This is a genomic window from Lactimicrobium massiliense (genome assembly GCF_900343155.1).
In the GTDB taxonomy this organism is placed as follows: domain Bacteria; phylum Bacillota_I; class Bacilli_A; order Erysipelotrichales; family Erysipelotrichaceae; genus Bulleidia; species Bulleidia massiliensis.
Genome location: NZ_OUNG01000004.1, coordinates 45,305 through 68,728, shown reverse-complemented (window position 1 = coordinate 68,728; position 23,424 = coordinate 45,305). Strand labels below are relative to the sequence as shown.

Here is a 23,424-nt window from a genome sequence, read left to right as displayed (position 1 = left end):
GGTACAGCCTATGAGCGATTATGAAATTGTTATGGTAATCATTGGATTGATTACCATGACTATCACAGCAGTTAAGCTGGGATTGAGCATCAGCTCACATAACGTATCAAAAAAATAACCGCCCACCCCGAAAAAGTTAGCGATTATTTTGCTAAATAAGGGGACAACCGTCATCGGTGATCCTTTTACAATATTATATTAATCGAATTCATAAATTTTGCAAAGCTGTCTGGTTCTTGTTTGACCCTTGTTTGAAAAGGTTCACTTCACTTTGTTCACCCGCCTTCACTGCAGAAGACTCTCTTTTTGTGTCTGGTTTTGCCAAATATGTGAAAAGATGCGGAATATTAACAGAATTCTCTTCGTTTTCTACATCATTTTTCGGGCTGTGTCGCAATAATTGCGGATGTGGTCTTGTTGGATGACAGCGTTTTCAACTACAATGTCTGAAGAGAATTGTGAGGAAATTAACTTGTCGATTGATGTATTGGAATTGAAGGAGAGTGTCCAGGAGGACAATGCTGCGTGGGCAAAGAAGGTGGAGGACCTTCTGCGCGCGCATCATGTGTTTCTGGTGAATGTGATGTCGACGCCTGGAGCGGGTAAGACAAGTACGCTTGTGCGGACGATTGAAATGCTCAAAGGGCAGTACCGCATCGGTGTGCTGGAAGCAGATGTGGATGCTGTGGTGGATGCGGATACGGTAGAAAAAGCCGGAGCGAAGGCACTGCAGATACATACCGGTGGATCCTGCCACATGGACGCAAAGATGACATACGAAGGTCTTGTAAAACTTGGCCTGGATGATGTAGATCTTGTGTTTCTGGAGAATGTAGGCAATCTGGTGTGCCCGGCGGAATTTGATGTCGGTGCCCAGTTGAAGGCGATGATCCTGTCTGTGCCGGAAGGTGATGACAAACCGCTGAAATATCCGCTGATGTTTCAGGTGTCTGATGTCATGCTCATCAACAAGATTGATGTGATGCCGGTATTTGACTTTGATGTGGAAAAGGCAAAGAAGCGTGTAAAAGAGCTGAACCCGGATATGGAAGTCTTTGAGATATCCGCAAAGACAGGGGCGGGCTTTGATGCCTGGGTCAATGATCTTCAAAGGCGGGTGATGGCAGAATGAAAGTGATTGAGCTGCATGAATCCGTGACGGCATCGAATGACCATGATGCAGATGTGCTGCGCGAGAAGATGAAGATGGATGGCACACTGCTGATCAATCTGATGAGTTCGCCTGGCTCTGGGAAGACAACCTTGTTAAAGGGAACCGTAAAAGCAATGCCGGATGTGCATATTGCGGTGATGGAAGCAGATATTGCCAGTGATGTGGATGCGGTGACAATGGCACAAAACGGTGCCGAGAGCATTCAGGTGCATACCGATGGGATGTGCCATATGGATGCCGGCATGACGGCTGAGGGATTGCGGCATATGAACCTGCAGGACATCGACCTTGTGTTTCTGGAAAATGTGGGCAATCTGATCTGTCCGGCCGAGTTTGATACCGGGGCAGGAAAGAATGTGATGATTCTGTCTGTGCCGGAGGGGGATGACAAGCCGCTGAAGTATCCGCTGATGTTTTCAAAGGCGGATGCGCTTGTGATCAGCAAGATGGATACGGCAGCGTACTTTGATTTTTCATTGGAGAAATGCATGGAACGCGTGAAGCGGCTGAATCCGGATATTGAGGTGTTTCCGCTTTCGGCGAAAACTGGTGAAGGAATGGACGCATGGTGCGGCTGGCTGAAGGACCAGGTGCAGGCATGGAAAAAGGGAGAACAGAAATGAAAGAGCAGAAGAATCGAATGACCAATGAGAGAGACTGGCAGCCGGGGCCTGCGGATCGGATTACAGATCCGGAGAAGAAACGCCTGCTGATCAAGCTTGCCGGAATGATCACGGACCGCTATGTGGCAAAATATACCCATACGATCAAAGAGGATGATCCTGAGGTATGGTGCTTGAATGAGGTGCTGAGCAAGCAGGAAGTCAAAGTGATGCTCAGCTTCCGCAAGACAAGGGTGAATCTGGATCTGGAGGAGATTGCCCGCCGCAATCATCTGAGCATGAAGGATACCAGGGATATCGTGGATCATTTGATGTGGATTGGCTGTCTTGAGACAAACCGTGAGAATGAGGATCATCATCTGCAGTATGATGTGCCGATCTTTGTGCCGGGTATTGCCGAGTTCATGATGATGAATGAAGAGCTTCTCAAGGAACATCCGAATATTGCGACGTTCTTCAATCTGATGACGCAGATGCCGCTGGAGGGCATTACGCCGATGGTGCCGTTAGGCGGTGCCGGTGTTGGCATGCATGTCATTCCGGTTGAGAAGGCAATTGAATCGGAAAGCTCTTCTGTTCCGGTGGAGCATATTTCCCACTGGCTGGAAAAGTATGATGGAAAACTGTCTGTGGGTGCATGTACATGCCGCCGGCAGCAGAGGATGCGCGGTGAAGGCGATGGCGAGATTGAGCAGGACTGCTGCATTGGCTTGGGCGATCTGGCGGAGTGGTGCGTCAATACAGGCCGCGGCCATTACATTACCAAGGAAGAAGCACTGGAGATCATTGAACGCAGTGAGCGTCATGGCTTTGTGCATCAGACAACCAATATTGATGGCGAGGACAAGATTGTCGGTCTGTGCAATTGTGCTCCGGGTGTGTGCAATGCGATCCGTACAAGCCAGCTGTACAATACGCCGAATATGAGCCGGAGTGCGTACCGTGCCCATGTGGATCATGACAAGTGTGTTGCCTGCGGCAAGTGCGTAGAGGTGTGTCCGGTAGGCGCTGCCAAGCTTGGCCAGAAGCTGTGCCACAAGGATGGCAGTCCGTTTGTGTATCCAAAGACATTGCTGCCGGATGAGACAAAGTGGACGGCTGACAACTGGAATCCGCATTATCGTGAGGATGCCAAGATCAACTGCTATACAACCGGAACGGCGCCATGCAAGACCGCATGCCCGGCCCATCTGGCTGTGCAGGGCTATGTGCATATGGCAGGTGAAGGCAGATATCTGGACGCTTTGAAGCTGATCAAGCAGGATAATCCATTACCGGCTGTGTGCGGCTATATCTGCAACAAGCGCTGTGAGCAGGAGTGCACCAGAGGTACGATTGACCGTGCTGTTTCAATTGATGAGATCAAGAAGTTCATTGCCATGCAGGAACTTGACGCGGATAAGCGTTATGTACCGCTTTGTGAAACAGATCATGGCGGCTTCTGGGGACCGGACTATAAGATGGCTGTCATCGGTGCCGGTCCGGCGGGTATTTCCTGTGCGTACTATCTGCGGGAAAGAGGCTATGATGTCACCGTCTTTGACAAAGAAGAAAAACCAGGCGGCATGCTTGCCTATGGTATTCCTTCCTTTGTGCTGGAAAAGAACATTCTGGCTGCTGAGATTGATGTCCTGAAGCAGATGGGTGTGGAATTCCGCATGGGATGCGAAGTTGGCAAAGATGTGACAATTGATCAGCTGCGCAAAGACGGCTACAAGGCTTTCTATCTTGCAATTGGTCTCTGGGGCGGCAGAAAGACGAATGTACCGGGTGAAGACAGTGAGGGCGTGGAGTCTGCTGTTTCCTTCCTGCACCGTACCAATGTTGGCCATCACATCAGTCTTGATGGTGATGTGGTGATTGTCGGCGGCGGCAATGTTGCCATTGATGCGGCCAGAACGGCTGCCCGCCTGACCAAGGGCAAAGTAACGATGCTGTGCCTGGAGGGTGAGCATGAAATGCCGGCTGCGGATGATGAAGTCGCTGCGGCAAAGGCAGATGGCGTTGAGATTCACAATGGCTGGGGTCCGAAGGAAATCCTGGCAAAGGATGGCAAGGTCACTGGCATTGTGTTTAAGAAGTGCCTGCGTGTGAAGGATGAAGCAGGACGCTTCAATCCGCAGTATGATGAGAATGATACGCTGGAGATTGCCTGCAGCCATGTCGTTGAGGCTATTGGCCAGGCACCGGTATGGAAGGATCTTCTCAAGGGTACGAAGGTTGAGCTTGCCCGCAATGGCTGTGTGAAGGCAGATCCAGTGACGTATCAGACTGGTGAGGAAGATATCTTCGTTGGTGGTGATATTTATCATGGTGCCAGATTTGCAATTGATGCCATTGCCGAAGGTAAGAAGGCATCAGAGTCCATGCATAGATTCGTCCATGAGGGACAGTCTTTGACCATTGCACGTGATCTGCGTGAGTTCATTGCCCTGGACAAGGATGATATTGAGATTGAATCGTATGACAATGCCAAGCGGCAGATGCCGGCAATGCGGAAAGTGGACGATCCGTTTGAAAATCCGGTCACAACATTGACAGAAGAACAGGTGTCCACAGAGGCAAAGAGATGCCTTGGCTGTGGTGCAACAACGGTGGATGTCAACCGGTGCATTGGCTGTGGTCTGTGTACAACCAGATGCGAGTTTGATGCGATTCATCTGGAGCGTGATCTGCCGGATGCCTCGAGAATGATCAGGGCAGAGGACAAGATGAAGCTGATTGCGCCATATGCAGCAAAGCGTGAGATGAAGATTCTGTTCAACCACAAGAAGAAAGCAGACAACAATGCATGAGATGGGCATTGTCTTCCATCTTGCCAAAACACTGGATGACATGGCAGCGCAGCAGCATATTACAAAATATGGTTCAGTGACGCTGCAGGTGGGTGAGGTTTCCGGTATCATGACGGATTACTTCACAGACTGCTGGAACTATTTCCGCAAGAAACATCCGCTGTTAACAGAATGCGAGCTGAAGATTGAAGAGATTCCGGCCGTAACGATGTGCGGAGACTGCGGCAAGACGTATCCAACTGTCAGATATGCCAAGATCTGTCCCTATTGCCATAGTGAGAATACGTGGCTTGTGACAGGCAATGAATGCATCATCAAGGAAGTAGAGGCAGAGACGGACACAGAGCAGGAAGACAAGAGCGTAGAAGCTGAGAATCTGCAGTAAAAGAGGAAGTGAAGGCTTCCTCTTTTTGTTTATGCGTAGGAGCGCTGTTGAGCACCGAAGAGGTGCGAAACAGAAAACCTCCCGCTATGCGGGAGGAAGGCCGGTGCTTCTTATAGAAAGAAGCACCCCATCTATCTAGAATGGTGATTGTCCAAGTCACGATTCTAGAAAGATGAGGTGCCAAATACGGCTAACAAATATGATTCATTAGCTCACACGAAATATTACTGCGTATATCATGTCGTGTTCACTCCGAAGTATAGAAGAAAAGTAATTTATAATCAACTGCGCCCAGATATCCGGGATATCATAAAACTGCTGTGCAAATACAAAGGAGTGGAGATTCTGGAAGGGCATCTGATGCCCGACCACGTACATCTTCTTTTGAGTATCCCTCCAAAGTACTCTGTATCACAGATCATGGGATACATCAAAGGAAAGTCCTCGCTTGAAATATTTGATAAGCATGCGAACCTGAAATACAAATATGGGAACAGACATTTTTGGGCGGAAGGATACTATGTGAGCACAGTAGGGATCAATGAATCCACAATACGCAAATATATCCGTGAACAGGAAAGCGCAGATATCGCAAAAGATAAGTTAAGCGTAAAGGAATATGAAGATCCATTCGGAGAGGATAAAGAAAACAGAAAGCCGAATCCGAATCGGAAGACAACAGCGAAGTCATGAGTAAAAGAGCCCGTTTAACGGGCATGCGAGAGAGTTAAACTGCAATCGTGGCTTGAACATTGAAGATGTGAAAGCCAGCGCCTTAAGACGCTGGCTAGTAATAAAGCCTTATAGGCTTAGGACAAACCGCCCGTTTTACGGGCGGTCATGATTGAAATATAGTTTCAGCATTTGAATTACCGTCTTATGGTGAAATGCATAGAATATGGATTGGGCTGTAATAAAAGCCATAGTGGATTGGAGGTTTTGCATATGAAGATTGTTGTAGCACCGGATGCACAGCATGTTGCTGAGGCTGCTTTCAAGGTGATGAAGAATACGGTGAGTGAGAAGAAGGATGCAGTACTGGGACTGGCTACGGGCAGTTCTCCTGAGGGTCTGTATGCATTGATGGCAAAGGATCATTCTGAAAACGTGACATCGTATCAGGATGTGGTGACATATAATCTGGATGAGTATGTGGGTCTGCCACAGAATCATCCGCAGAGTTACTACACATTCATGCATGAAAAGCTGTTCCGGTATATCGATGTGAAGGAAGAGAATATTCATATTCCGTGTGGCTGTGCCCAGGATGAAGAAAAGGCATGCCATGATTATGAGAACATGCTTGCAAAGGTAAGAATTGATCTGCAGGTACTGGGCATTGGCTCGGATGGCCACATTGCTTTCAATGAACCTGGCACGCCATTTGATTCCCTGGTGCATCTTGTTCATCTGAAACAGCAGACGATTCATGATAACGCTCGTTTCTTTGATCATGATGAATCCAAGGTGCCGACCATGGCAATCACCACAGGTCTTGCGGATATCATGCGCTGCCGGAAGATTATCTTGATTGCGACGGGTGCTAACAAGGCACAGGCAGTGCATGACATGGTCAAGGAACCTGTCAGCACATCCTGCCCGGCAAGCATTCTGCAGAGACATCCGGACACAGTGGTATTCCTGGATGAAGCTGCTGCTTCAAAGCTTTAATCATCGATTGAAAAGTATAAAAGCATATGAGAAAAGGGGGCTGCTGTTATTTGACAGCAGCCTCTTTGTCAGTCTTTTTCATCCTGATGCTCTTTTTTGATATGCGTCTTCTTCAACTCTGCCATGGCATAGTCATATTCACTGTTGGCATAGGCGGTATACAGAATATCAATGATATTGAGCTGGGAGATCCGGCTGCTCATGGAGCCGGAGCGGAACAGTGATTCATTGGCAGTTGTATACAGGTGCATGTCTGCCATCTTTGCAATGGAAGAGGCGACACATCTGCTGATGGTCATGATCGGCGTGCCGTTCTTCTTCAGTTCCTGAGCACAGGTGATCATTTCCTCTGTTTCGCCTGAATAAGAGATGATGATGCCAAGATCATCGGGTGTACTGTTGCGGGCACAGATCAGCTGGGCATGCCAGTCTTCGTTGATGATACAGTTCTTGTTGATGCGAAGAAACTTGAGGTAGGCATCTTTGGCAACAATCAGGGAGGCTCCCAGCCCGAACAGCTTGACCTGTTTTGCCTTGTGCATTGCTTTAATACACTTGTCAAGTTCATCAGGATCCATCAGGCGCAGCGTATCATACAGCGACTGGATGTTTTTCTGCGTGACTTTATGGATGATATCGCTGAGGGTATCTCCCTTCTGGATATCTTCCTGACTCAGTGAAAAAGTCACGCTCTGGGAGGCAAGATCTGCGGTTAAAGCAGTCTTGAATTCCTTGAAGCCTTTGAAGCCAAGGGATTTGCACATACGGACAACGGCAGCGGGAGAGACAAAAGCATTGGCAGCAATCTGCTGAACAGACTGGCTGGACGCACTGGATGGGTTTTTCAGAATATACTCAGCGGCGGCTTTTTCGGCCGGGTTGAGATAATCAGCATTTTCGCGCAATAAGATGGTAACGTTTTTCATATTTGGACAATATGTAGTTTACTACAGAACAATTGTACAATCTCTGAAACTTTATTGCATAGTGAATTTAATCTATTGAAAATATAAGACACGGTTTTAAGAAGTATGCCGAGAATTCCCCCTTACTTGTAGGGGAGATGAATCGGCCTTTTTAAACTATGTGTACTATACATATTTGCTTGATAATAATACAAATATTCGAATTATATATACTATACTATATGTATGAAAGATGACAGATATATACATGCGCGTACCTGCGTATACAACATTCACTATCACATTGTCTGGTGCGTCAAATACAGGCGTAAAGTGCTGACACCTGATATTGAAAAGTCACTGCAGCAGATCGTACACGATGTGGCCGCGGAGAATGGCTTCTCACTTGACCAGTGCGAGGTTGGTGAAGCAGACCATGTACATTGCTTTGTGACCGCCCCTCCAAAGCTGTCAATTACATTTATTGTCAAGCACCTGAAAGGAACATCAGGTCTGCGCCTGTTCAAATTGTATCCAGAGCTCAGAAACCAATTATGGAGAGGACAGTTGTGGAATGGCTCTTATTTCATTGAAACGATAGGATCTACAAGCGAAGAAAATGTAAAACGCTATATCGCTCATCAGCAGAATGTTCAACGCTAACTGGAAAGGAGCGGCAGGTATGTCGAATAGCACAAATGCAAAGAAAAGAAAACCGGGACAGTGTGCCTCTGCAGAGGTTGATCGCATTGCATTGCGCTTTTGCGGCATGCCGACATCTGCGCAAATGGAGACGTTAAACCAGACGCTTGGCGCCTGCAGATGGTTGTATAATCGCATGCTGCATGATCGGTCTGCATGTTATAAGCAGACAGGTGAGTCATTAAATCTGACGCCCGCATGGTACAAACATCTGTCATGCTGTCAATGGCTGAAAGAGGTTGATTCGCTTGCGCTTGCAAACGTGCAGCTGCACCTTAATAGAGCGTTCGGCAACTTCTTCAATGGCAAATCTGCCTATCCGAAGTATAAAAGAAAAGCTGATCATTATGATTCATACACAACAAATATTGCCTCCAAAGGCGCAGCCAATCTGCGTTTTCGGATGGGCAAAAGAAAAACAGGATTTCTCAAACTCCCTAAGATTGATGGAGAAATCAGGGTCAAAGCACATCGTACGGTGCCAGCACACGGCGTACTGAAGTCTGTTACTGTCACCCATGAGCCTGATGGCAAATACTATTTTTCACTCCTGTACGAAGTGCCGCATGAAGAGATATGCCATGACATCGATCCGGACAATGCAATCGGGCTGGATATGTCTATGCATAACTTTTGTGTCGATTCCAACGGTAAGCATATCGATTATGGCAAACCATATCATGCTATGCAGAACAGAATTGCCAGAGAGCAGAGAAAACTGTCTCATATGGAGAAAGGATCTTCCAACTATCGTAAGCAGCGGGTAAAAATCGCAAAGTTGAGTGCGAAAGCCAAGCATCAGCGCAGCGATGCCTTACACAAGCTGTCACGACAGTTAGTGGATACCTACGACATGATCGGAATAGAGGATCTGAATATGAGGGCAATGTCACAGTCTTTGCACTTCGGAAAGTCTGTCGGTGACAAGGGATGGGGCATGTTTACCAGCATGCTTGCTTATAAAGCACATAGGGCTGGAAAGCGCGTCATCAAAGTTGGGAAGTTCTTTCCCAGCAGTCAGATGTGCCATGCATGCGGGAGATTGCACAAACTCACCAAAGATTTGGCTGTGCGTGAGTGGACATGCCCTGACTGCGGACATCATCATGATCGTGATGAAAACGCAGCACTGAATATCAGAGACGAAGCAGTGCGGATCTACTGCACATGCTGAAATAAAGCAACAACAACCGCTGGGACGGCGGGGATAGCCTGAAACCACTGTATGGAGAATGCAAGACCATGCAGAATACCTACAGCAGAATGCATCGCGCCTCATGGGAAACTGTGAGATACGTACACATTCCTGACAGTCTGGAAACACAGGAAAAAAGAAAAGTGGCCTGTGCCACTTTGAAGCTCGGTTACTTGTAGCCGAGTAGTTCACACTGAGGTTATCAGGTAAGAAAGGGGTTGGTTCTGGTGGGATTGGAATTGAAAAAGCTGACAACGGAGCAGCGCAATCCGCATACGATGGATCTGGACAACTGGGATACGCTGGCGATTGTGACAGAGATGAACAGGGAGGATGCAGCGATTCCTGCGGCGATTGCACCGGCGCTGCCGGCTATTGCAAGAGCTGCGGCGTGTGCGGGTGATGCGGTGTCAGGCGGACATCGGGTGTTTTATGTGGGGGCTGGAACCAGCGGCCGTCTTGGCGTACTGGACGCTGCCGAATGTCCGCCGACTTTCGGTGTGAAGAATGATGTGGTCATTGGGCTGATTGCCGGTGGGCAGCAGGCAATGTTTCATGCCGTGGAAGGTGCGGAGGATTCACTGGAACTGGGAGAGAAGGATCTTGCAGCGCATCATCTGGTGAAAGAGGATTTTGTGATTGGTATTGCGGCCAGTGGCAGAACGCCCTATGTCATCGGCGCTTTGCGCTATGCGAACTCGCTTGGCTGCCATACGGCGTCAATTGCATGCAACAAGGATTCTTTGATTGGCAAAGAGGCACAGATCGTCATTGAGGCGGTAAGCGGGCCGGAGGTGCTGACTGGGTCGACGCGGTTAAAGGCAGGTACTGCGCAGAAGATGATTCTGAATATGATTTCAACTGCGGCCATGGTACGGGCTGGCAAGGCATATCAGAATCTGATGGTGGATGTGGTGCAGTCCAATGAGAAACTGCAGGTACGGGCCAGAAATATTGTCATGGAAGCAGCGGCCGTGGATGCAGTGACGGCAGAAAAGACGCTGCAGGAGGCTGACGGCAGCTGCAAGACGGCGATTGTCATGATTTTGTCTTCCTGTACGAAAGAAGAAGCTTTACAGCGTCTTGATCGCAGCCACGGGCATGTGCGTGAAGCTATCATGGCGAAGTGACAGAAGTTGAGCGAAATGTCTGAGAAGGCTGGAAGTGATGGCTTCCGGCTTTTTTTATTATGGTGAGAGATAAGCCGCCAAACCCTGATGCCTGTGCTATCATTTTACGTATTCTTAATAAATGGGGGAAAGTGGATATGAAGAAGAGCATGACCAGTGGGAATGCCTTGAAACTGATTCTGAGTTTCAGTATTCCGCTGCTGCTGGGAAATCTGTTTCAGCAGTTTTATAACATGATGGATGCGGCGATTGTCGGTCAGACGCTTGGCTCCAAGGCGCTGGCATCCGTTGGTGCTACTTCCAGTGTCCAGTTCCTTGTGCTTGGTTTCTGCATGGGCATCTGTCAGGGCTTTGCCATTCCCGTGGCTACCCGGTTTGGGGCCGGTGATGAACGTGATATGCGGCGGTATGAGTTTGGCGGTGCTGTGTGGACGGCCATTCTGGGTGTGTTCATTACCCTGGCCGCAGTGCTGTTATGTCCGGCGATTCTGCATCTATTGCAGGTCAATGATGAAATCTACACCAATGCCTACTGGTATCTGGTCATCATCTTCGGCGGCATTCCGTTTACCCTTTTGTATAACTATCTCAGTGCCATTCTGCGGGCCATCGGCGATTCAAAGACGCCGTTTTATTTCCTGACCTTTTCTGCCATTTTGAACATCGGCCTGGATTTCTTCTGTATTCTTGTGCTGCACTGGGGCTGTGCCGGGGCGGCCATTGCGACCATCTTCTCACAGGCGGTCAGTGGTGTTCTGTGCCTGTTATTGATACACAGACGGTTTGCTCTTCTGCATCTGCACAGGGAAGATATGGTCATGGATGGCATGCATTCCAAGTCACTGCTTGGCATGGGACTGCCGATGGGCCTGCAGTTTTCGATCACTGCCATTGGCTCTATGGTCATGCAGTCGGGAAATAACTCTCTTGGCACTGTGTATGTGTCTGGTTTTACGGCAGGCCTGCGCATCAAGCAGCTGATGATGTGCCCGTTTGATGCGATTGGCTCTGCTGTCAGTACGTTTGTCTCGCAGAACAATGGTGCCCATGATATCAAGCGTATTCATGAAGGCTACCGGGATGGTCTTCTGACAGCAGTGATTTATGGCATGTTTGCATGTGTGGTCATGGTGTTCTTCGGCCGTGCGATGAGTATGCTGTTTGTATCCGCAAAGGAAGCAGCTGTGCTGGATGCCAGTGCGAAGTATCTGCGCAGGATGGGTTTCTTCTATCCGGTGCTTGGCATTCTGATTACATCCAGAATGATGGTGCAGGGTCTTGGCTTTTCTTCACTGGCGATGTTTGCCGGCCTGATTGAGATGGCAGCCCGCATTACAGTGACGGTTGGCTTTGTCGGCCGCTTTGGCTATGATGCCATCACCTGGGCAGACCAGACAGCCTGGACAACAGCATCTTTGTTTCTGATTCCGTTAAGCATCCACTGCATGAACGTGACAGACAGAAAGATCAAAGAGGCCCAGGCACTGGCAAGACTGCAGTAAAAAAAGGAATGCTGCGCATTCCTTAGAAATCGGCTTCATCCGGATTGATATTTTCCGGACCGTAGTTTTTCATGACATCCATGTATTTGACATCATCAGGATTGAGCTGGAAGTTGTAGGCATTGAAGCAGCTTTCCAGCTCTTTTTGATCTTCGCCATAGAGCAGGGCAATACACCCTTTTTCAAACAGGTAACGCACAAAGATCTGCAATGGCGTCACTTTGTACTTTTCCGCAAAGATGCCAAGCTCTCTGGACTGCAGGACAGCCTGGTAGTTTTCAGGCAGGAACCCTTCGGTCTGGATGCGGTGTTCATTGGCACAGTACAGGTTGTCTGTAAACGGAAAGCCTGGATAAATGCGTGCTTCATTAACCATCGGGGCAATTTCAGAATGCTCGAGGCAGAATTCAATGTGTCTGGCTTCATAGTTGGCAACGCCGATGGCTCTGGCAGCACCGCTCTTATAAGCCGTTTCCAGTGCTTTCCATGTCTCGATGGCCATTTGTTCATAGTTATCGCGGTACATCTTTGGATTCGGCCAGTCGATCATCAGCAGGTCGGCATAGTCTGTCTGTAATCTTGTCAAAGAGTTGCGGAATGCATGAATGGCGCGCTCATAGCCATGATCTTCATTGGCGATGCGCACCGTTAAAAACAGTTCCTCACGGGGCACATTTGTTTTTGATGCTGCTTTGGCAAATGCCTTTTCCACATCAGGATGGCTTGATATATCAAAGTGCCGGATGCCGGCAGACAGAGCAGTCAGAACATTGTTGACAGTATTGGCATGGCCGGGAATGACACGGTAGCCAAGCGTCGGTACACGGACGCCATTATGCAGGTTTGTAACAGTTTCATTGATTGCGTGCATGATAGTCCTCCGGTACCTATTATATACCGGGGAAAGTTATGGCTGGATGGAAAGCAGGTGAAAACAAACAGGGAGACACAATTGTATTCCGTTCAGCTCTATTCTGCCTGCAGTGCAGTTTCAGGCAGATATATGCCAGAGTGCTATAATGAAACACAATTCAAGAGGATGACTATGGAAAAAGGAATGTATTATCTGAATCAGAATGAGCATCCGGAGATTGAATATCTGACGGATGTGCAGGGGAAAAGTGATCCTGCTTTCTATGAACATGGTTCGATCAAGGAGGCTGGATGCGGCCTTTGCAGTGCAGGCATGATGCTGTATGACTTTTTCGGCATCAGGGTGCCGCTGGAAGAGCTTGTGCAGCTGTCATATGATGCACAGGCCAATCTTTCACCTGGCACAGATATGAAGCGCTTTGGACAGGCTTTGTGTGATAAGTACAGTCTGACAATGTCTTTCAGCAACGATCTTTCGGATGTGATTTCCTGTCTTGATCGCGGCGGTCTTTGCATTGCCAATGTCGGCGGTGACCGTGAAGGACATATCGGAACGTATTCTCATGGCGGCCACTATATTTATGTCTTTGATTATGATGACAATAGCAGGGAGTTTCTGATTCTGGATCCCAGCTATTATCCGCACAAGTATGAAGAAAAGGGCAGAGAGGGCCTGGTGAAGAAAAACGGAAATGTATGCCGTTCTGTTGGTCAGGTACTGCTGGATGATACGGCTAACCGGGATCCTGGGTTTTATCTGTTTGTGAAGAATGGGAAGGTGACTGTATGAAACCGTTGATTGGAATTGCCGGTGATTCGTTTATGAATAAGCCGGGGAGGTTTGTCAGTGCTGAAAAGGAGTACTGCAATGCGGATTATATTCATGCGGTGCTGGTCAATGGCGGTGTGCCTGTTGTCCTGCCGCATGAGGTGCTGATGGAAGATGCTGGTGCTGTGATGAGCCGTCTGGATGGCATTCTGTTTCCGGGCGGTGAAGATGTGGATCCGCATCTGTATGGGGAGGAACCCCTGCCGGTGTGCGGTGAATTCCGTCCGGAAATTGACGCGGCATGGAAGAATGCGTTTGCGTATGCAAGAAGTACGGGCATGCCGATGCTGGGTATCTGCCGGGGCATTCAGTTTATCAATGTGATGATGGGCGGTACTTTGTGGCAGGATCTTGATGAGATGTCAAAGAAACATTTTATGCACCTGCAGGCGGGCAGAAGAAGTTATCTGACCCATCATGTGGAGATTACACCTGGCAGTTATCTGGAACATCTGTTCGGGCAGAGTGTGGTGATGACCAATTCCATGCATCATCAGGCTGTCAAGGAAGCGGCCCCGGGTTTGTCGGTGAGCGGCCGGGCAAGGGATGGCGTCATTGAAGCACTGGAGGACAAAGAGGGAACGATTGTGGCTGTGCAGTGGCATCCCGAAGGTCTTCTGGAGAGCAATCCGCTGATGAACAGGCTGTTTGCAGACCTTGTTGAGCGCAGTACTGCCTATGGTGCATCAAAATGAATGCCAGAGATCTGACTGACAGCTATTATCCTGCCGGACCTAAGGATCTGATCACCGATGTGCCGGGGGTTCTTGTTGGGCAGTATACGCATGAACAGAAAGATCATCATACGGGCATTACGGTGATTCTGCCGCAGAAGGAAGATGTATTCCCTTCGGTGTTTGAAAGCAAGTATACGGCTGCCTGCCATGTGCAGAATGGCTTTGGCAAAAGCATGGGACTGATGCAGATGGATGAGCTTGGCACGCTGGAAACACCGATTGTATTGACCAATACATTGAATGTGGGAAAGATGGCGGATGCTTTGGTGGGACATATGATTGCTTTGGAAAAGCAGCGCGGTGTTACGGTATCTTCAATCAATCCGGTGGTTGGTGAGTGCAATGATTCTTTGTGCAATGTGATTCAGGACAGGATCCTGGGCGAAAAAGAGCTGGAGGCGGCATTTGCCAGTGCTTCGGATATGTTCTCGCTTGGATCTGTGGGCGCCGGCAGCGGAACAGTGTGCTTTGGACTGAAGGGAGGCATTGGTTCTGCTTCCCGTGTGGTCAGCCTGAAAAAGCAGACATATACATTTGGTCTTCTGGTGCAGGCAAATTTTGGCAGAACGCGCTGTCTTCGTGTTCATGGCCGAAATGTGGGCGCAGAGATTGCCAGAAAGATTGAAGAAACGAAGGATGACAAGGGATCGATCATGATGATTCTGGCAACGGACTGTCCTTTGTCTGCCCGTCAGTTGAAACGGGTGCTGCGCCGGATTCCCAATGGGCTTGCCCGACTGGGCGGCTATACGGGCAATGGCTCTGGTGAGGTGGTGATTGGCTTTACAACTGCTGGCCGCTGGAAGCCTGTTAATAAGATGCAGAGCTTTTCAGCCTATCCGGATCAGATGCTGGATCCGGTATTTGAGGCGGTCAGTGAGATGTGTGAGGAGGCTGTGCTCAGTGCACTCCTGCATGCGGAACCCTGTACTGGCCTGAATGGGAAGGTGTATCACAGTCTTCGGGAATTTGAAGATCTGTTATGAAAAGACAGCCAGATCATTTTCCTCTGATGATCCTGCTGTCTTTTTTGTATGCATACATTTTTTCATCAGCCTGTCTGATGGCATCCTGCAGCGTGCGGGTTTTGTCAACGGTGCTGATGCCATAGCTGAAGCTGCAGGGGTAAGGTGTATCGTTTGTCTGCCGGAATCCTGACAGTGTCTTCTCCATGATCCTGGCTGCAATATCTTCACGACATCCAAGCAGAATGGCTACGAATTCATCGCCGCCCATGCGGATGATGAGATCGGATGTACGGAAGGAACTCTTCAGGTGATTCACTGCCTTTTTCAGGTAGGCATCACCGGCATTGTGGCCGTAGGTGTCATTGATGTATTTCAGGTGGTCCAGATCGATATAGATGACACTGCTGTCTGGAAGCTGCTCTTTATTCCGCAGAATGCTTTCATAGTATTTGCGGCTGTAAATGCCGGTGAGGGAATCATGATACAGCTGGGTTTCCATGGCAGAGCTGCGCCGCATTGCTCTGGCGGCCAGCCAATAACGGTGCAGGGTGATGATGACCATGCCGGCAAGGGCAAGAAAGCTGATGATTTCAAAGCAGTTCAGCGTGTGTACGAGCTGCTGCGAATAGTCCTGGGCAAGTCCGACGGTCGTATCACACAGCTGATAGTAGTCTTCGCTCATATCCAGCAGTGTGGTGCGGGATTCATCATCATTCTGGCTTCTCAGCAGTGTGATCTGTGCTTTGATGTCCTGCCACTGGCTGTTCTGGCTGGCAAGGCTGTCCTGATACGCCTGATCTTTGAGCCTGGTCAGATGGAAGCGGGATCCGCCTTCTTCCAGGCCATCCATGATGTCGTCCACGTACTGGATCAGATCATCTGCGTTTTCTCCTGCCATTTCCAGCTTGATGATGCGCTGGGAACAGCCGCGGACAATACCTGCATAATTGATGACTTTGGAGGTGCTGCCAAACTGGTGAAAGAAGGAGAGAAAGATGCAGAGGCTGCCGATCAGTATGGCCAGCAGAAATGCCTGAACCACCTGTTCCAGGTAATGAAGGGAATGCTTTTTGAAAATTTTGGTTTTCATTGCGTGTACTAGCTTACAACAATTTACATGAAAATAGTATGCGCTTTTCTGAAACATTCCGGATGCAGATGTCTTATTCCTGCATACATGCTTTGACTCTGCCAATGAAGCGCTTTGTGCTTAACCCGGTGCGTTCTGCATGTGATCATGCCCTGGCAGCAGCACAGATAGCGGATGGCAGCTTTGAGGTATGAGATGCCACTCTGGGCACCTTCGTTTCTGCTCTGACAGCACGCATGGGGATAGACAAAGTTTTCTTTTGTCAATTCTGTAAGAAAAGAAAAAACCAATGCCTGATGGACATTGGCGATATGTTTGTCAGAAGGTGATGGTTACAGGGCTCTCAGTGAAGCTGCAGATCTCTGCCAAGGCATTTTTAAGCCAGAAGACGGCGGTATTGCCATCACCTGCTTTGTACATTTTCTTTAAGCTTGGGTTGGCATCGAGCATGGCCTGCTGGGCTTCAATGCGCTCGTCATAGATGGCATCCGCAGTAAGACGGATCCATTTGCCTTGATACATGCCGGTGATGGCAATGCGCGGATGAGCGAGCATCTGTTTTGCGACTTTCTTTTTGAGACCCGTCTGAATGTACAGTTTTCCTTCAAAGATGTTCTGGGCGCCGAAAGGACGCACCTGTGGATTTCCTTCTTCATCGACGGTTGCCAGATACCATGTGCCTGCATTTTTGAGAAATTCGTATACTTCTTCCATTTTTTCCTCCTTTTGTTCTGTGATTTCAGTTTTCTTCCGGATGAAAGACAAAACCGGTCATTGCCATGGAGCCAAGATTACATACATTATTGAAGACTTCCACCTGGTCCTGCCTCGCTGCGCCAAGGCAGTACAGCAGGGGCAGATAGTGGTCTGGTGTTGGTACGGCGTAGGATGCGTCCGGCAGGTCTTCGTAGTGGATGACTGTCTGATGATCATGGCCGATAACGGCATTTGTGATGGCATCATTGAAGCGGTATGTCATTGGTGTGCCGCCTTCATTGTCCCATTCCACCCGCATCAGATTGTGGACAATATTGCCGCTGCCAAAGATCAGATAACCCTGCTTTCTTAATGCAGTCAGCTTTTCACCGATGGCATAGTGCTCTTTGGGTGACAAATTGCCATTGACAGAAAGCTGTACCACTGGGATGTCTGCTTTGGGAAACATGTGAACCAGAACGGTCCAGGTGCCATGGTCAATGCCCCAGCTGTCATTGATGGTGACATCTGCGCCAAGAAGCTTCAATACTTCATTGGTGAGATCGTTATCGCCTCTGACCGGATATTTGACTTCATACAGTTCCGGCGGGAAGCCGTACATATCATAGATTTGTTTTGGTGTTCCGGCACTTTGGATATAGGTGCCGTCAGTATACCAATGGGCTGAAATGGCAAGAATTGCCTTTGGCTTTCCGCAGGTACGGAGGATATCTTCCCCAACTTTACGCATTCCTCCGGTGATCTGGTTATGTTCCAGCGCAATCATGGGACTGCCGTGGCCAGAGAAGACAATGGGCATAATTTTTTCTGTCATATGCTTACTCCAATACAGTCAGTGTTCCCTTGTGCAGCAGCTCAGCGCGGTGTCCTCTTGCCTTTTCATCAGGCCATGTCATGAAGGCATAGACTCTGCCATTGGCAAAATCGGCAATCTGGGAAACGACCAGACCGGACTCCTCGATCCAGTTGACCATGAATCTGCCATCTCCCAGATCATAGGAAGAATAGGGCTCTGACTCATGATCAGGTGCGCCATCGGCGGTCTTGGCCAGAGCTGTCCACTTTAATTCCGTCTCACTAAGATATTCAATCACAAAGTGATAGCCGGTCTCGTAATTCACATCTACTTTCTTTCCTTTGCATTTTTCGTAAATTGACATTTGTTTTTCCTCACTCTTTTTTATAGTTCACTGATATAAACTGTTCATATCATAATGCCTTCGGCAGATTATCGTAACTGTTATGCGCGTAAATTCGTTTTTTATGCGACACGAGGTCTGTTTTGGATGACTAAGACATTTTCTCTTTTCCAACATTTGAGACATGATCATGGAATAAACACATGAGAAATAGAATACGAGCTATTAATATTGACAATTATGTTGATTACAATTATTGAATAATTGTAATTCAGTTCATTATGGACCAAGCATATCTAACCTTATGTTACAGGAGGCGTATATGTTGAGCGATAGCCCTATGCGATACAAAAATGGAGATTGGTCTTATTAAATGGTGCAGTCTCATGATATTGTTTATGGCATTTCATTAATCCATTTTTGCCCTTCTGCATCATTTTATTCTTTCCAATTACTTTTAATGATCAAAGAATGATCATTCAACATGGGGGATATTATTATGAAAAAAGCCATCATTTTAAAAGTCACGGGAATCATACTTATTGGAGTTTCTCCATTTACTATCTGCATCTCAAAGTATTTTGCGACTCATTTTCCCGGCAATCAGTATTATTTGGGAAATATTTCATGGGATGCGTTTGTGATTCCTCTATTTGCAATTGGTATCTTACTTTTTATTGACGGTTTGGTTCGCTCATCACGCCCATAATGATTGAATATTCCTGCGAAGAATACTGTTGCATGATCACTTTTGCTTACAGTCTGTTTGTCGGTCTTAAGATGCACACCAGTCTACGCTTCAGACAGTGAGGCTATTCCATCTTCCTATGATGATCCAACGATTGTTATTAGTGAATCGATGGCATATGAGGAAATGGCTGAACACTTCGCACAGGAAAACGATGTTGAATACAGCACTGCTTTTAGAACACTCCCTCAATAAATATGAAATGTCCATACTGTAATCATGAAATGCGGCCTGGATTTATCAATACAGGAAGAACCCGCATGCTTTTCAGCACAAAAGACAGATGGGATACCATGAAAAAATCAGATGATATTGTTCTAAGAAAACAATGGCACAAAACCGGTTCGTCATTTTACTGTAAAAATTGCAACATAATTATTACTAAACTTAAAGTTTGAGACCTATATTGTATCTGGATTTTAACATTTCACAGTACTGTTAGAATTTCTACATGATACCGAAAAAGGAGAGGATTACCGTCCAATGGCATTAAGTTAGGGCTGTAAAAAGGTCTGATAGCTGGTGCAGCATGCACTCTTAGCCACACTAATGATCAAGAAGATCATCGGTGTGGCTTTTCTTACGGATCGTGTGTTCAAAGCTGGTACATTTTTCCATGATGAAAATGACAGTGCGGCTGCCTATTTTGAAAAATAATTGTTGCAATGTTCTTTGCCTGCGTTATAATAAATGAGCGCTGAAAAGCACTGACTCCTTAGCTCAGCTGGTAGAGCAACTGACTCTTAATCAGTGGGTCGAGGGTTCGAATCCCTCAGGAGTCACTGATGACCGGGAAACCGGTTCCTTTTTTTTATCTTTATGCATACGAAAAGGGCAGTCCTTTGCAGAACTGCTCTTTTCTGGGTATGGATGGTGTAGTCAGCGGTTATCCTGATTAAACGGAATCAGGTTCGCTACGGCATCTTTGACACTCATCAGGGCATTGCCATGATCCAGGTCAATCAGGATGTAGCGGTTGTTGCCCATGCCAAGTTCCTTCATGTAATAGAGCTGTCTGAGGCCGTGCCGGGATTCCATGCGTTCTACCAGGGCATGGTGTTCTTCTTCCTTCATGGCATAGACGATATCAACGCAGGCCTGATCAATGGCCAGAATATCGGTGGATGCCAGAATGCCGACATTCGGGGTGACAACCGGCTCGGCTGCGGTGCCTTCGCAGTCGCAGGAGACGGACATGTTGCGCATGACATTGACGTATGTCACGTGTTTTCCGAAGTGGTCAATTGTTGCCTTGGTGGATTCGGTGATGCGCTCCATGAAGTCTTCTTTCCTGATGGACCACTGATCCTGGCCTTCATAGGTGTGGATCATCTTCTTGCCGATGCGGCCGTCGGCACAGCCGATGCCGATGTTCTTGTTGGAGCCGCCAAAGCCGCCCTGGACATGGCCCTTGAAGTGGGTCAGAGTGACCAGGGAATCATAGTTGAGCATATGGCTTCCAACACTCATGTGGTCAAAGTGGTGTCCGCCCATCACAGGCAGATTTGCTGTGCCTTCTTCATCCATGATATCCACCGGGCAGAATGTCCATCCGTTGATCTCGAGGGTCTTGCGGTGCTGCTGGGTCGTGTAGCGGTCACCGTCATAATACGTGTTTGTTTCAACAATGCTGGAATCCTTGAGCTCGGGCTCTGCTTCTCTGAGCTCTTTCACCCAGCTTCTTGGAATGATGTTTGGTCCATGCGGCTCACCGGTATGCAGTTTCAATCCGACTTTGCCGGTGATATTGCCGTTGACCTGTTCATAGGCTTTCTGCAGGCCTTTTGCGGAAAGATCACGTGTGAAGTAGACAATGGATTCATTGCCGCTTCTGGCTTCATAGGGAACGTATTGAGAACCATCTTTAGGATTATACTGTGTCATTGTGTTATCCTCCTGCTGCTATTGTAGAATGATTGAAGGATCAGAGGACATGAAAATGCATTTGTGGCTATGCAAAAACAGAATGGAAGGTGCCATTCTGCTTTCGTGATCAGTTGGATGATGTTGTGATTTTAGCAACCCGGACAACCAGGTTGTGGCCATAGTGGAATGGATTTGTCTTGATTGTGGTGATGCCATCTTTTTGTGTAAATGGCAGCGGGTCATTGCAGTCAAGCCAGCGGACTGTCCTGATGGCCGGCTTGAATGGGAACTTGTCTTCATACAGGGCGGACTGCAGTTCACCGACGTTTGGGTCTACCAGCATGGGCAGATGGTGGCAGAACAGGTAATAGTCACTGCCATTTTGCAGGATGAAGTCATCGGGCTTGTCCTTGATGGTGATTTTTGTGGGATATGGTTCATGGAGGGCTTCGTCAAAGTATGCCGTCCACTGTCCGACGATGCCGAATATGGCTTCATCGATGGGTTTTATGGTGCCGTCTCCTCTGGGCCCGATATTGAGCAGGAAGTTGGAGCGGTACCGCCGGCATGCGGCCAGTTCTTCAATGATTCTGCCGGTGGGCTTGTAGTCCAGGTCATCCTTTGCATAGCCCCAGTGGTCACAGAGCACTTCATTCATCTCGGAGGCGATGTACTTGGGACTGTCTGCCATATTGATGGGCTGGGGCTTACCGCGTTCAAAGGTAACGGAATCCAGCTCGATATTGCCAAGCTCACCCCGGTGGCTGAGACCGGTGTTATTAATGATCATCGCTTCAGGCTGGTATATGCGGATCAGATGATACAACTTGTCTTCTTCCCAGTCCGCATCACGCTTGTCCCACATGCCGTCAAACCAGATGCCGCCGATCTTACCGTAGTTTGTGCACAGCAGCTTGACGGATGCACGCAGGTATTCCAGATACCTGGGAAAGTTTGCGCCGTAATCGGGATGTTTCCAGTCGAGCAGGGTATGGTAGAACACTGGCATCAGGCCGTATGCATGGCAGGCATTGACGAATTCTTGGACCAGGTCTCTGCCGCAGGCGTGCATGGCATCGTAGTCATTGAGGCCTTTGGTGTCATACAGGCTGAAACCGTCATGATGCCGTGTTGTTAAGGTGATGTAGCGGCAGCCAGCGTTTTTTGCGACGGCAGCGATATGATTCGCCCAGTCTGGATCTGGGTTGAACTTGTGATAGAGCTGATCATATTGTTCATGGGGCATTGTGCCCAGTTTGCGTGCCCACTCGCCCTGGCCGATCAGGCTGTAGACACCGAAGTGAACAAACATGCCAAAGCCAAGCTTTTCAAATTCCTTGATGTATGGCTTGATGATCATCTCAAAGGATCTCCAGTGGTGTCTTTGTGCCGTCACGGCAGGCAATGGCACCCTGGAAGCAGCCTTCTACCATGGCTTTGACAGAAGCTTCGGTGTAGAACGCAGTATGTGGCAGCAATGTGACATTCGGGAAAGAACGCAGCAGCGCCATATCTTTGTTATCAATGACATCGCCGGTGCGGTTGTAGTAGTACAGGCCGTTTTCATTCTCCAGCACATCCAGGACGGCACCGCCGACCTTGCCGGAGGTGATGGCCTTGACAAGGGCATCGGTATCAATGAGCAGGCCGCGGGATGTATTGACGATTAAGACGCCGTCCTTCATCTTATGGAATGCGTCATCGTTTAACAGATGCGTGTTTTCTTTGGTGACATTGGCATGCAGTGTAATAGCATCTGCTTCTTTTAACAGGGTATCCAGATCTGTGTAGGTGGCGTACTGGCTGGCTGTCTTGTTGGGATACGGGTCATAGCAGAGAATCCGGCAGCCAAAGCCGGACAGATGGCGGATCAAAGTGGTGCCGATTCTGCCGGTGCCGATAACACCGACTGTCAGAAAGGAAATTTCTCTGCCGATCTTGCCTTTGAGGCTGTAATCCTGTGCTTCTGAGCGTTTCAGAATATGGGAAGCTTTGCGCAGGCCCATGAGCAGGCACATGATGGCATAGTCAGCGACGGATTCAGGCGGATAGGCAACGTTGGAGACACGGATGCCTTTCTTTCTGCATTCTTCCAGATCGACATGGTTATAGCCAATGGAACGGCAGGCAATCCACTTGATGCCAAGGTCTGCCAGTTTATCAATGACAGGTGCACTCATATCACAGGGAATGCAGCTGAAGACATCGCTGCCTCTGCACAGTTCCATATTGTCTTTGTTCGGGTAGTCGGCTGTCCAGCCGTATTCAATTCCGGTTTCTTTGGAAAATTGTTCGACGTAGGGCAGCTCATCATAGGGCCGCAGAGCATAAAAGAATATTTTCATGATGCTTTCTCCTTTGTGCCTATTATAGCG

The 23,424-nt window shown here is 48.3% G+C and carries 24 protein-coding genes and 1 tRNA gene; 16 read left to right on the top strand and 9 right to left on the bottom strand.

From position 1 onward, the window contains the following. The first annotated feature begins 442 nt into the window (after positions 1 to 442). The 6 genes from hypB (DHU66_RS08170) to nagB all read left to right on the top strand — a co-directional run bounded on the left by hypB (DHU66_RS08170) (position 443) and on the right by nagB (position 6,648). Positions 443 to 1,132, top strand: a complete 690-nt coding sequence (gene hypB, locus DHU66_RS08170) for a hydrogenase nickel incorporation protein HypB (protein ID WP_108775463.1) — start codon at positions 443 to 445, stop codon at positions 1,130 to 1,132. Then, positions 1,129 to 1,797, top strand: coding sequence for a hydrogenase nickel incorporation protein HypB (hypB, locus tag DHU66_RS08165; RefSeq protein ID WP_108775462.1), 669 nt, complete (start codon positions 1,129 to 1,131; stop codon positions 1,795 to 1,797). Before hypB (DHU66_RS08170) ends, hypB (DHU66_RS08165) begins: the two co-directional genes overlap by 4 nt. Next, the gene (locus DHU66_RS08160; protein WP_245309487.1) at positions 1,794 to 4,592 is read left to right on the top strand and encodes an FAD-dependent oxidoreductase; all 2,799 of its coding nucleotides are present in this window, start codon (positions 1,794 to 1,796) and stop codon (positions 4,590 to 4,592) included. Before hypB (DHU66_RS08165) ends, DHU66_RS08160 begins: the two co-directional genes overlap by 4 nt. Further along, the gene (locus DHU66_RS08155; protein ID WP_108775461.1) at positions 4,585 to 4,977 is read left to right on the top strand and encodes a hydrogenase maturation nickel metallochaperone HypA; all 393 of its coding nucleotides are present in this window, start codon (positions 4,585 to 4,587) and stop codon (positions 4,975 to 4,977) included. The genes DHU66_RS08160 and DHU66_RS08155 overlap by 8 nt, the downstream gene beginning before the upstream one ends. 177 nt (positions 4,978 to 5,154) lie before the next feature. Further along, entirely contained in the window at positions 5,155 to 5,670 is a 516-nt protein-coding gene (gene tnpA, locus DHU66_RS08150; protein ID WP_108775460.1) for an IS200/IS605 family transposase, read from the top strand. A 252-nt stretch (positions 5,671 to 5,922) separates the two neighbouring features. After that, on the top strand, positions 5,923 to 6,648 hold the full coding sequence (gene nagB / locus DHU66_RS08145; protein ID WP_108775459.1) for a glucosamine-6-phosphate deaminase: 726 nt from the start codon (positions 5,923 to 5,925) through the stop codon (positions 6,646 to 6,648). A 68-nt stretch (positions 6,649 to 6,716) separates the two neighbouring features. Here nagB and DHU66_RS08140 read toward each other — a convergent pair whose 3' ends face one another. Further along, positions 6,717 to 7,574, bottom strand: coding sequence for a MurR/RpiR family transcriptional regulator (locus DHU66_RS08140; RefSeq protein WP_108775458.1), 858 nt, complete (start codon positions 7,572 to 7,574; stop codon positions 6,717 to 6,719). 225 nt (positions 7,575 to 7,799) lie between these two features. On the opposite strand from DHU66_RS08140, the gene tnpA (DHU66_RS08135) reads away from it, so the two are divergent. The 4 genes from tnpA (DHU66_RS08135) (at position 7,800) to DHU66_RS08120 (ending at position 12,082) form a co-directional block, all read left to right on the top strand. Continuing rightward, a complete protein-coding gene (gene tnpA, locus DHU66_RS08135) occupies positions 7,800 to 8,216 on the top strand; it encodes an IS200/IS605 family transposase (RefSeq protein WP_108775457.1) in 417 nt (138 codons plus the stop codon). A 19-nt stretch (positions 8,217 to 8,235) separates the two neighbouring features. Beyond that, positions 8,236 to 9,429 (top strand): RNA-guided endonuclease TnpB family protein, encoded by a 1,194-nt coding sequence (locus DHU66_RS08130; RefSeq protein WP_167836331.1) that lies wholly within the window; start codon positions 8,236 to 8,238, stop codon positions 9,427 to 9,429. Positions 9,430 to 9,689: 260 nt separating this feature from the next. Next, positions 9,690 to 10,580, top strand: coding sequence for an N-acetylmuramic acid 6-phosphate etherase (gene murQ / locus DHU66_RS08125; RefSeq protein WP_245309485.1), 891 nt, complete (start codon positions 9,690 to 9,692; stop codon positions 10,578 to 10,580). A gap of 131 nt (positions 10,581 to 10,711) precedes the next feature. Beyond that, on the top strand, positions 10,712 to 12,082 hold the full coding sequence (locus DHU66_RS08120) for an MATE family efflux transporter (protein ID WP_280952633.1): 1,371 nt from the start codon (positions 10,712 to 10,714) through the stop codon (positions 12,080 to 12,082). A 22-nt stretch (positions 12,083 to 12,104) separates the two neighbouring features. Here DHU66_RS08120 and DHU66_RS08115 read toward each other — a convergent pair whose 3' ends face one another. After that, complete coding sequence (locus DHU66_RS08115) at positions 12,105 to 12,953, bottom strand: aldo/keto reductase family protein (RefSeq protein WP_108775453.1); 849 nt, start codon at positions 12,951 to 12,953, stop codon at positions 12,105 to 12,107. Between the two features lie 174 nt (positions 12,954 to 13,127). Here DHU66_RS08115 and DHU66_RS08110 point away from each other — a divergent pair, with 174 nt between their 5' ends. The 3 genes from DHU66_RS08110 to DHU66_RS08100 are packed head-to-tail and all read left to right on the top strand — an operon-like array spanning position 13,128 to position 15,507. Further along, complete coding sequence (locus tag DHU66_RS08110; protein WP_167836330.1) at positions 13,128 to 13,745, top strand: C39 family peptidase; 618 nt, start codon at positions 13,128 to 13,130, stop codon at positions 13,743 to 13,745. After that, on the top strand, positions 13,742 to 14,479 hold the full coding sequence (locus DHU66_RS08105) for a gamma-glutamyl-gamma-aminobutyrate hydrolase family protein (protein WP_108775451.1): 738 nt from the start codon (positions 13,742 to 13,744) through the stop codon (positions 14,477 to 14,479). Before DHU66_RS08110 ends, DHU66_RS08105 begins: the two co-directional genes overlap by 4 nt. Further along, positions 14,476 to 15,507, top strand: a complete 1,032-nt coding sequence (locus tag DHU66_RS08100) for a P1 family peptidase (RefSeq protein WP_108775450.1) — start codon at positions 14,476 to 14,478, stop codon at positions 15,505 to 15,507. Before DHU66_RS08105 ends, DHU66_RS08100 begins: the two co-directional genes overlap by 4 nt. A gap of 13 nt (positions 15,508 to 15,520) precedes the next feature. On the opposite strand, the gene DHU66_RS08095 is transcribed toward DHU66_RS08100, so the two are convergent. The 4 genes from DHU66_RS08095 to DHU66_RS08080 all read right to left on the bottom strand — a co-directional run bounded on the left by DHU66_RS08095 (position 15,521) and on the right by DHU66_RS08080 (position 18,456). Beyond that, complete coding sequence (locus DHU66_RS08095; protein ID WP_167836329.1) at positions 15,521 to 16,579, bottom strand: GGDEF domain-containing protein; 1,059 nt, start codon at positions 16,577 to 16,579, stop codon at positions 15,521 to 15,523. A gap of 318 nt (positions 16,580 to 16,897) precedes the next feature. Next, positions 16,898 to 17,293, bottom strand: coding sequence for a pyridoxamine 5'-phosphate oxidase family protein (locus DHU66_RS08090; protein WP_108775448.1), 396 nt, complete (start codon positions 17,291 to 17,293; stop codon positions 16,898 to 16,900). A gap of 25 nt (positions 17,294 to 17,318) precedes the next feature. Further along, entirely contained in the window at positions 17,319 to 18,110 is a 792-nt protein-coding gene (gene ygiD, locus DHU66_RS08085) for a 4,5-DOPA-extradiol-dioxygenase (protein ID WP_108775447.1), read from the bottom strand. Between the two features lie 4 nt (positions 18,111 to 18,114). Beyond that, positions 18,115 to 18,456 carry a MoaF-related domain-containing protein gene (locus DHU66_RS08080; protein WP_108775446.1) on the bottom strand — a complete coding sequence of 114 codons (342 nt, stop codon included), beginning with the start codon at positions 18,454 to 18,456 and terminating at the stop codon, positions 18,115 to 18,117. Positions 18,457 to 18,934: 478 nt separating this feature from the next. Here DHU66_RS08080 and DHU66_RS12055 point away from each other — a divergent pair, with 478 nt between their 5' ends. From DHU66_RS12055 to DHU66_RS08075, 3 genes are all read left to right on the top strand, one after another. Then, positions 18,935 to 19,144, top strand: coding sequence for a hypothetical protein (locus tag DHU66_RS12055; RefSeq protein ID WP_135358338.1), 210 nt, complete (start codon positions 18,935 to 18,937; stop codon positions 19,142 to 19,144). Positions 19,145 to 19,380: 236 nt separating this feature from the next. Beyond that, positions 19,381 to 19,581, top strand: a complete 201-nt coding sequence (locus tag DHU66_RS12675; protein ID WP_425349074.1) for a PF20097 family protein — start codon at positions 19,381 to 19,383, stop codon at positions 19,579 to 19,581. 311 nt (positions 19,582 to 19,892) lie between these two features. Further along, positions 19,893 to 19,965 (top strand) — tRNA-Lys (locus DHU66_RS08075). Between the two features lie 97 nt (positions 19,966 to 20,062). On the opposite strand, the gene DHU66_RS08070 is transcribed toward DHU66_RS08075, so the two are convergent. The 3 genes from DHU66_RS08070 to DHU66_RS08060 all read right to left on the bottom strand — a co-directional run bounded on the left by DHU66_RS08070 (position 20,063) and on the right by DHU66_RS08060 (position 23,394). Then, positions 20,063 to 21,067, bottom strand: a complete 1,005-nt coding sequence (locus DHU66_RS08070) for a DUF362 domain-containing protein (RefSeq protein WP_108775445.1) — start codon at positions 21,065 to 21,067, stop codon at positions 20,063 to 20,065. A 109-nt stretch (positions 21,068 to 21,176) separates the two neighbouring features. Beyond that, on the bottom strand, positions 21,177 to 22,409 hold the full coding sequence (locus tag DHU66_RS08065; RefSeq protein WP_108775444.1) for an alpha-L-fucosidase: 1,233 nt from the start codon (positions 22,407 to 22,409) through the stop codon (positions 21,177 to 21,179). A gap of 1 nt (position 22,410) precedes the next feature. Then, positions 22,411 to 23,394, bottom strand: coding sequence for a D-isomer specific 2-hydroxyacid dehydrogenase family protein (locus tag DHU66_RS08060; RefSeq protein WP_108775443.1), 984 nt, complete (start codon positions 23,392 to 23,394; stop codon positions 22,411 to 22,413). Positions 23,395 to 23,424 lie beyond the last annotated feature (30 nt).

Bases quoted from the DNA above. Each gene is read 5' to 3' on its own strand.
- DHU66_RS08100 (WP_108775450.1), top strand. From the start codon at position 14,476: ATGAATGCCAGAGATCTGACTGACAGCTATTATCCTGCCGGACCTAAG.
- hypB (WP_108775462.1), top strand. From the start codon at position 1,129: ATGAAAGTGATTGAGCTGCATGAATCCGTGACGGCATCGAATGACCAT.
- DHU66_RS08155 (WP_108775461.1), top strand. From the start codon at position 4,585: ATGCATGAGATGGGCATTGTCTTCCATCTTGCCAAAACACTGGATGAC.
- DHU66_RS08110 (WP_167836330.1), top strand. From the start codon at position 13,128: ATGGAAAAAGGAATGTATTATCTGAATCAGAATGAGCATCCGGAGATT.
- DHU66_RS08105 (WP_108775451.1), top strand. From the start codon at position 13,742: ATGAAACCGTTGATTGGAATTGCCGGTGATTCGTTTATGAATAAGCCG.
- DHU66_RS08090 (WP_108775448.1), bottom strand. From the start codon at position 17,293: ATGGAAGAAGTATACGAATTTCTCAAAAATGCAGGCACATGGTATCTG.
- ygiD (WP_108775447.1), bottom strand. From the start codon at position 18,110: ATGACAGAAAAAATTATGCCCATTGTCTTCTCTGGCCACGGCAGTCCC.
- DHU66_RS08140 (WP_108775458.1), bottom strand. From the start codon at position 7,574: ATGAAAAACGTTACCATCTTATTGCGCGAAAATGCTGATTATCTCAAC.
- DHU66_RS12055 (WP_135358338.1), top strand. From the start codon at position 18,935: ATGAAAAAAGCCATCATTTTAAAAGTCACGGGAATCATACTTATTGGA.
- DHU66_RS08115 (WP_108775453.1), bottom strand. From the start codon at position 12,953: ATGCACGCAATCAATGAAACTGTTACAAACCTGCATAATGGCGTCCGT.
- tnpA (WP_108775457.1), top strand. From the start codon at position 7,800: ATGAAAGATGACAGATATATACATGCGCGTACCTGCGTATACAACATT.
- DHU66_RS08070 (WP_108775445.1), bottom strand. From the start codon at position 21,067: ATGACACAGTATAATCCTAAAGATGGTTCTCAATACGTTCCCTATGAA.
- hypB (WP_108775463.1), top strand. From the start codon at position 443: ATGTCTGAAGAGAATTGTGAGGAAATTAACTTGTCGATTGATGTATTG.
- DHU66_RS08130 (WP_167836331.1), top strand. From the start codon at position 8,236: ATGTCGAATAGCACAAATGCAAAGAAAAGAAAACCGGGACAGTGTGCC.
- DHU66_RS08065 (WP_108775444.1), bottom strand. From the start codon at position 22,409: ATGATCATCAAGCCATACATCAAGGAATTTGAAAAGCTTGGCTTTGGC.
- DHU66_RS08060 (WP_108775443.1), bottom strand. From the start codon at position 23,394: ATGAAAATATTCTTTTATGCTCTGCGGCCCTATGATGAGCTGCCCTAC.
- DHU66_RS08080 (WP_108775446.1), bottom strand. From the start codon at position 18,456: ATGTCAATTTACGAAAAATGCAAAGGAAAGAAAGTAGATGTGAATTAC.
- nagB (WP_108775459.1), top strand. From the start codon at position 5,923: ATGAAGATTGTTGTAGCACCGGATGCACAGCATGTTGCTGAGGCTGCT.
- DHU66_RS12675 (WP_425349074.1), top strand. From the start codon at position 19,381: ATGAAATGTCCATACTGTAATCATGAAATGCGGCCTGGATTTATCAAT.
- DHU66_RS08095 (WP_167836329.1), bottom strand. From the start codon at position 16,579: ATGAAAACCAAAATTTTCAAAAAGCATTCCCTTCATTACCTGGAACAG.
- DHU66_RS08160 (WP_245309487.1), top strand. From the start codon at position 1,794: ATGAAAGAGCAGAAGAATCGAATGACCAATGAGAGAGACTGGCAGCCG.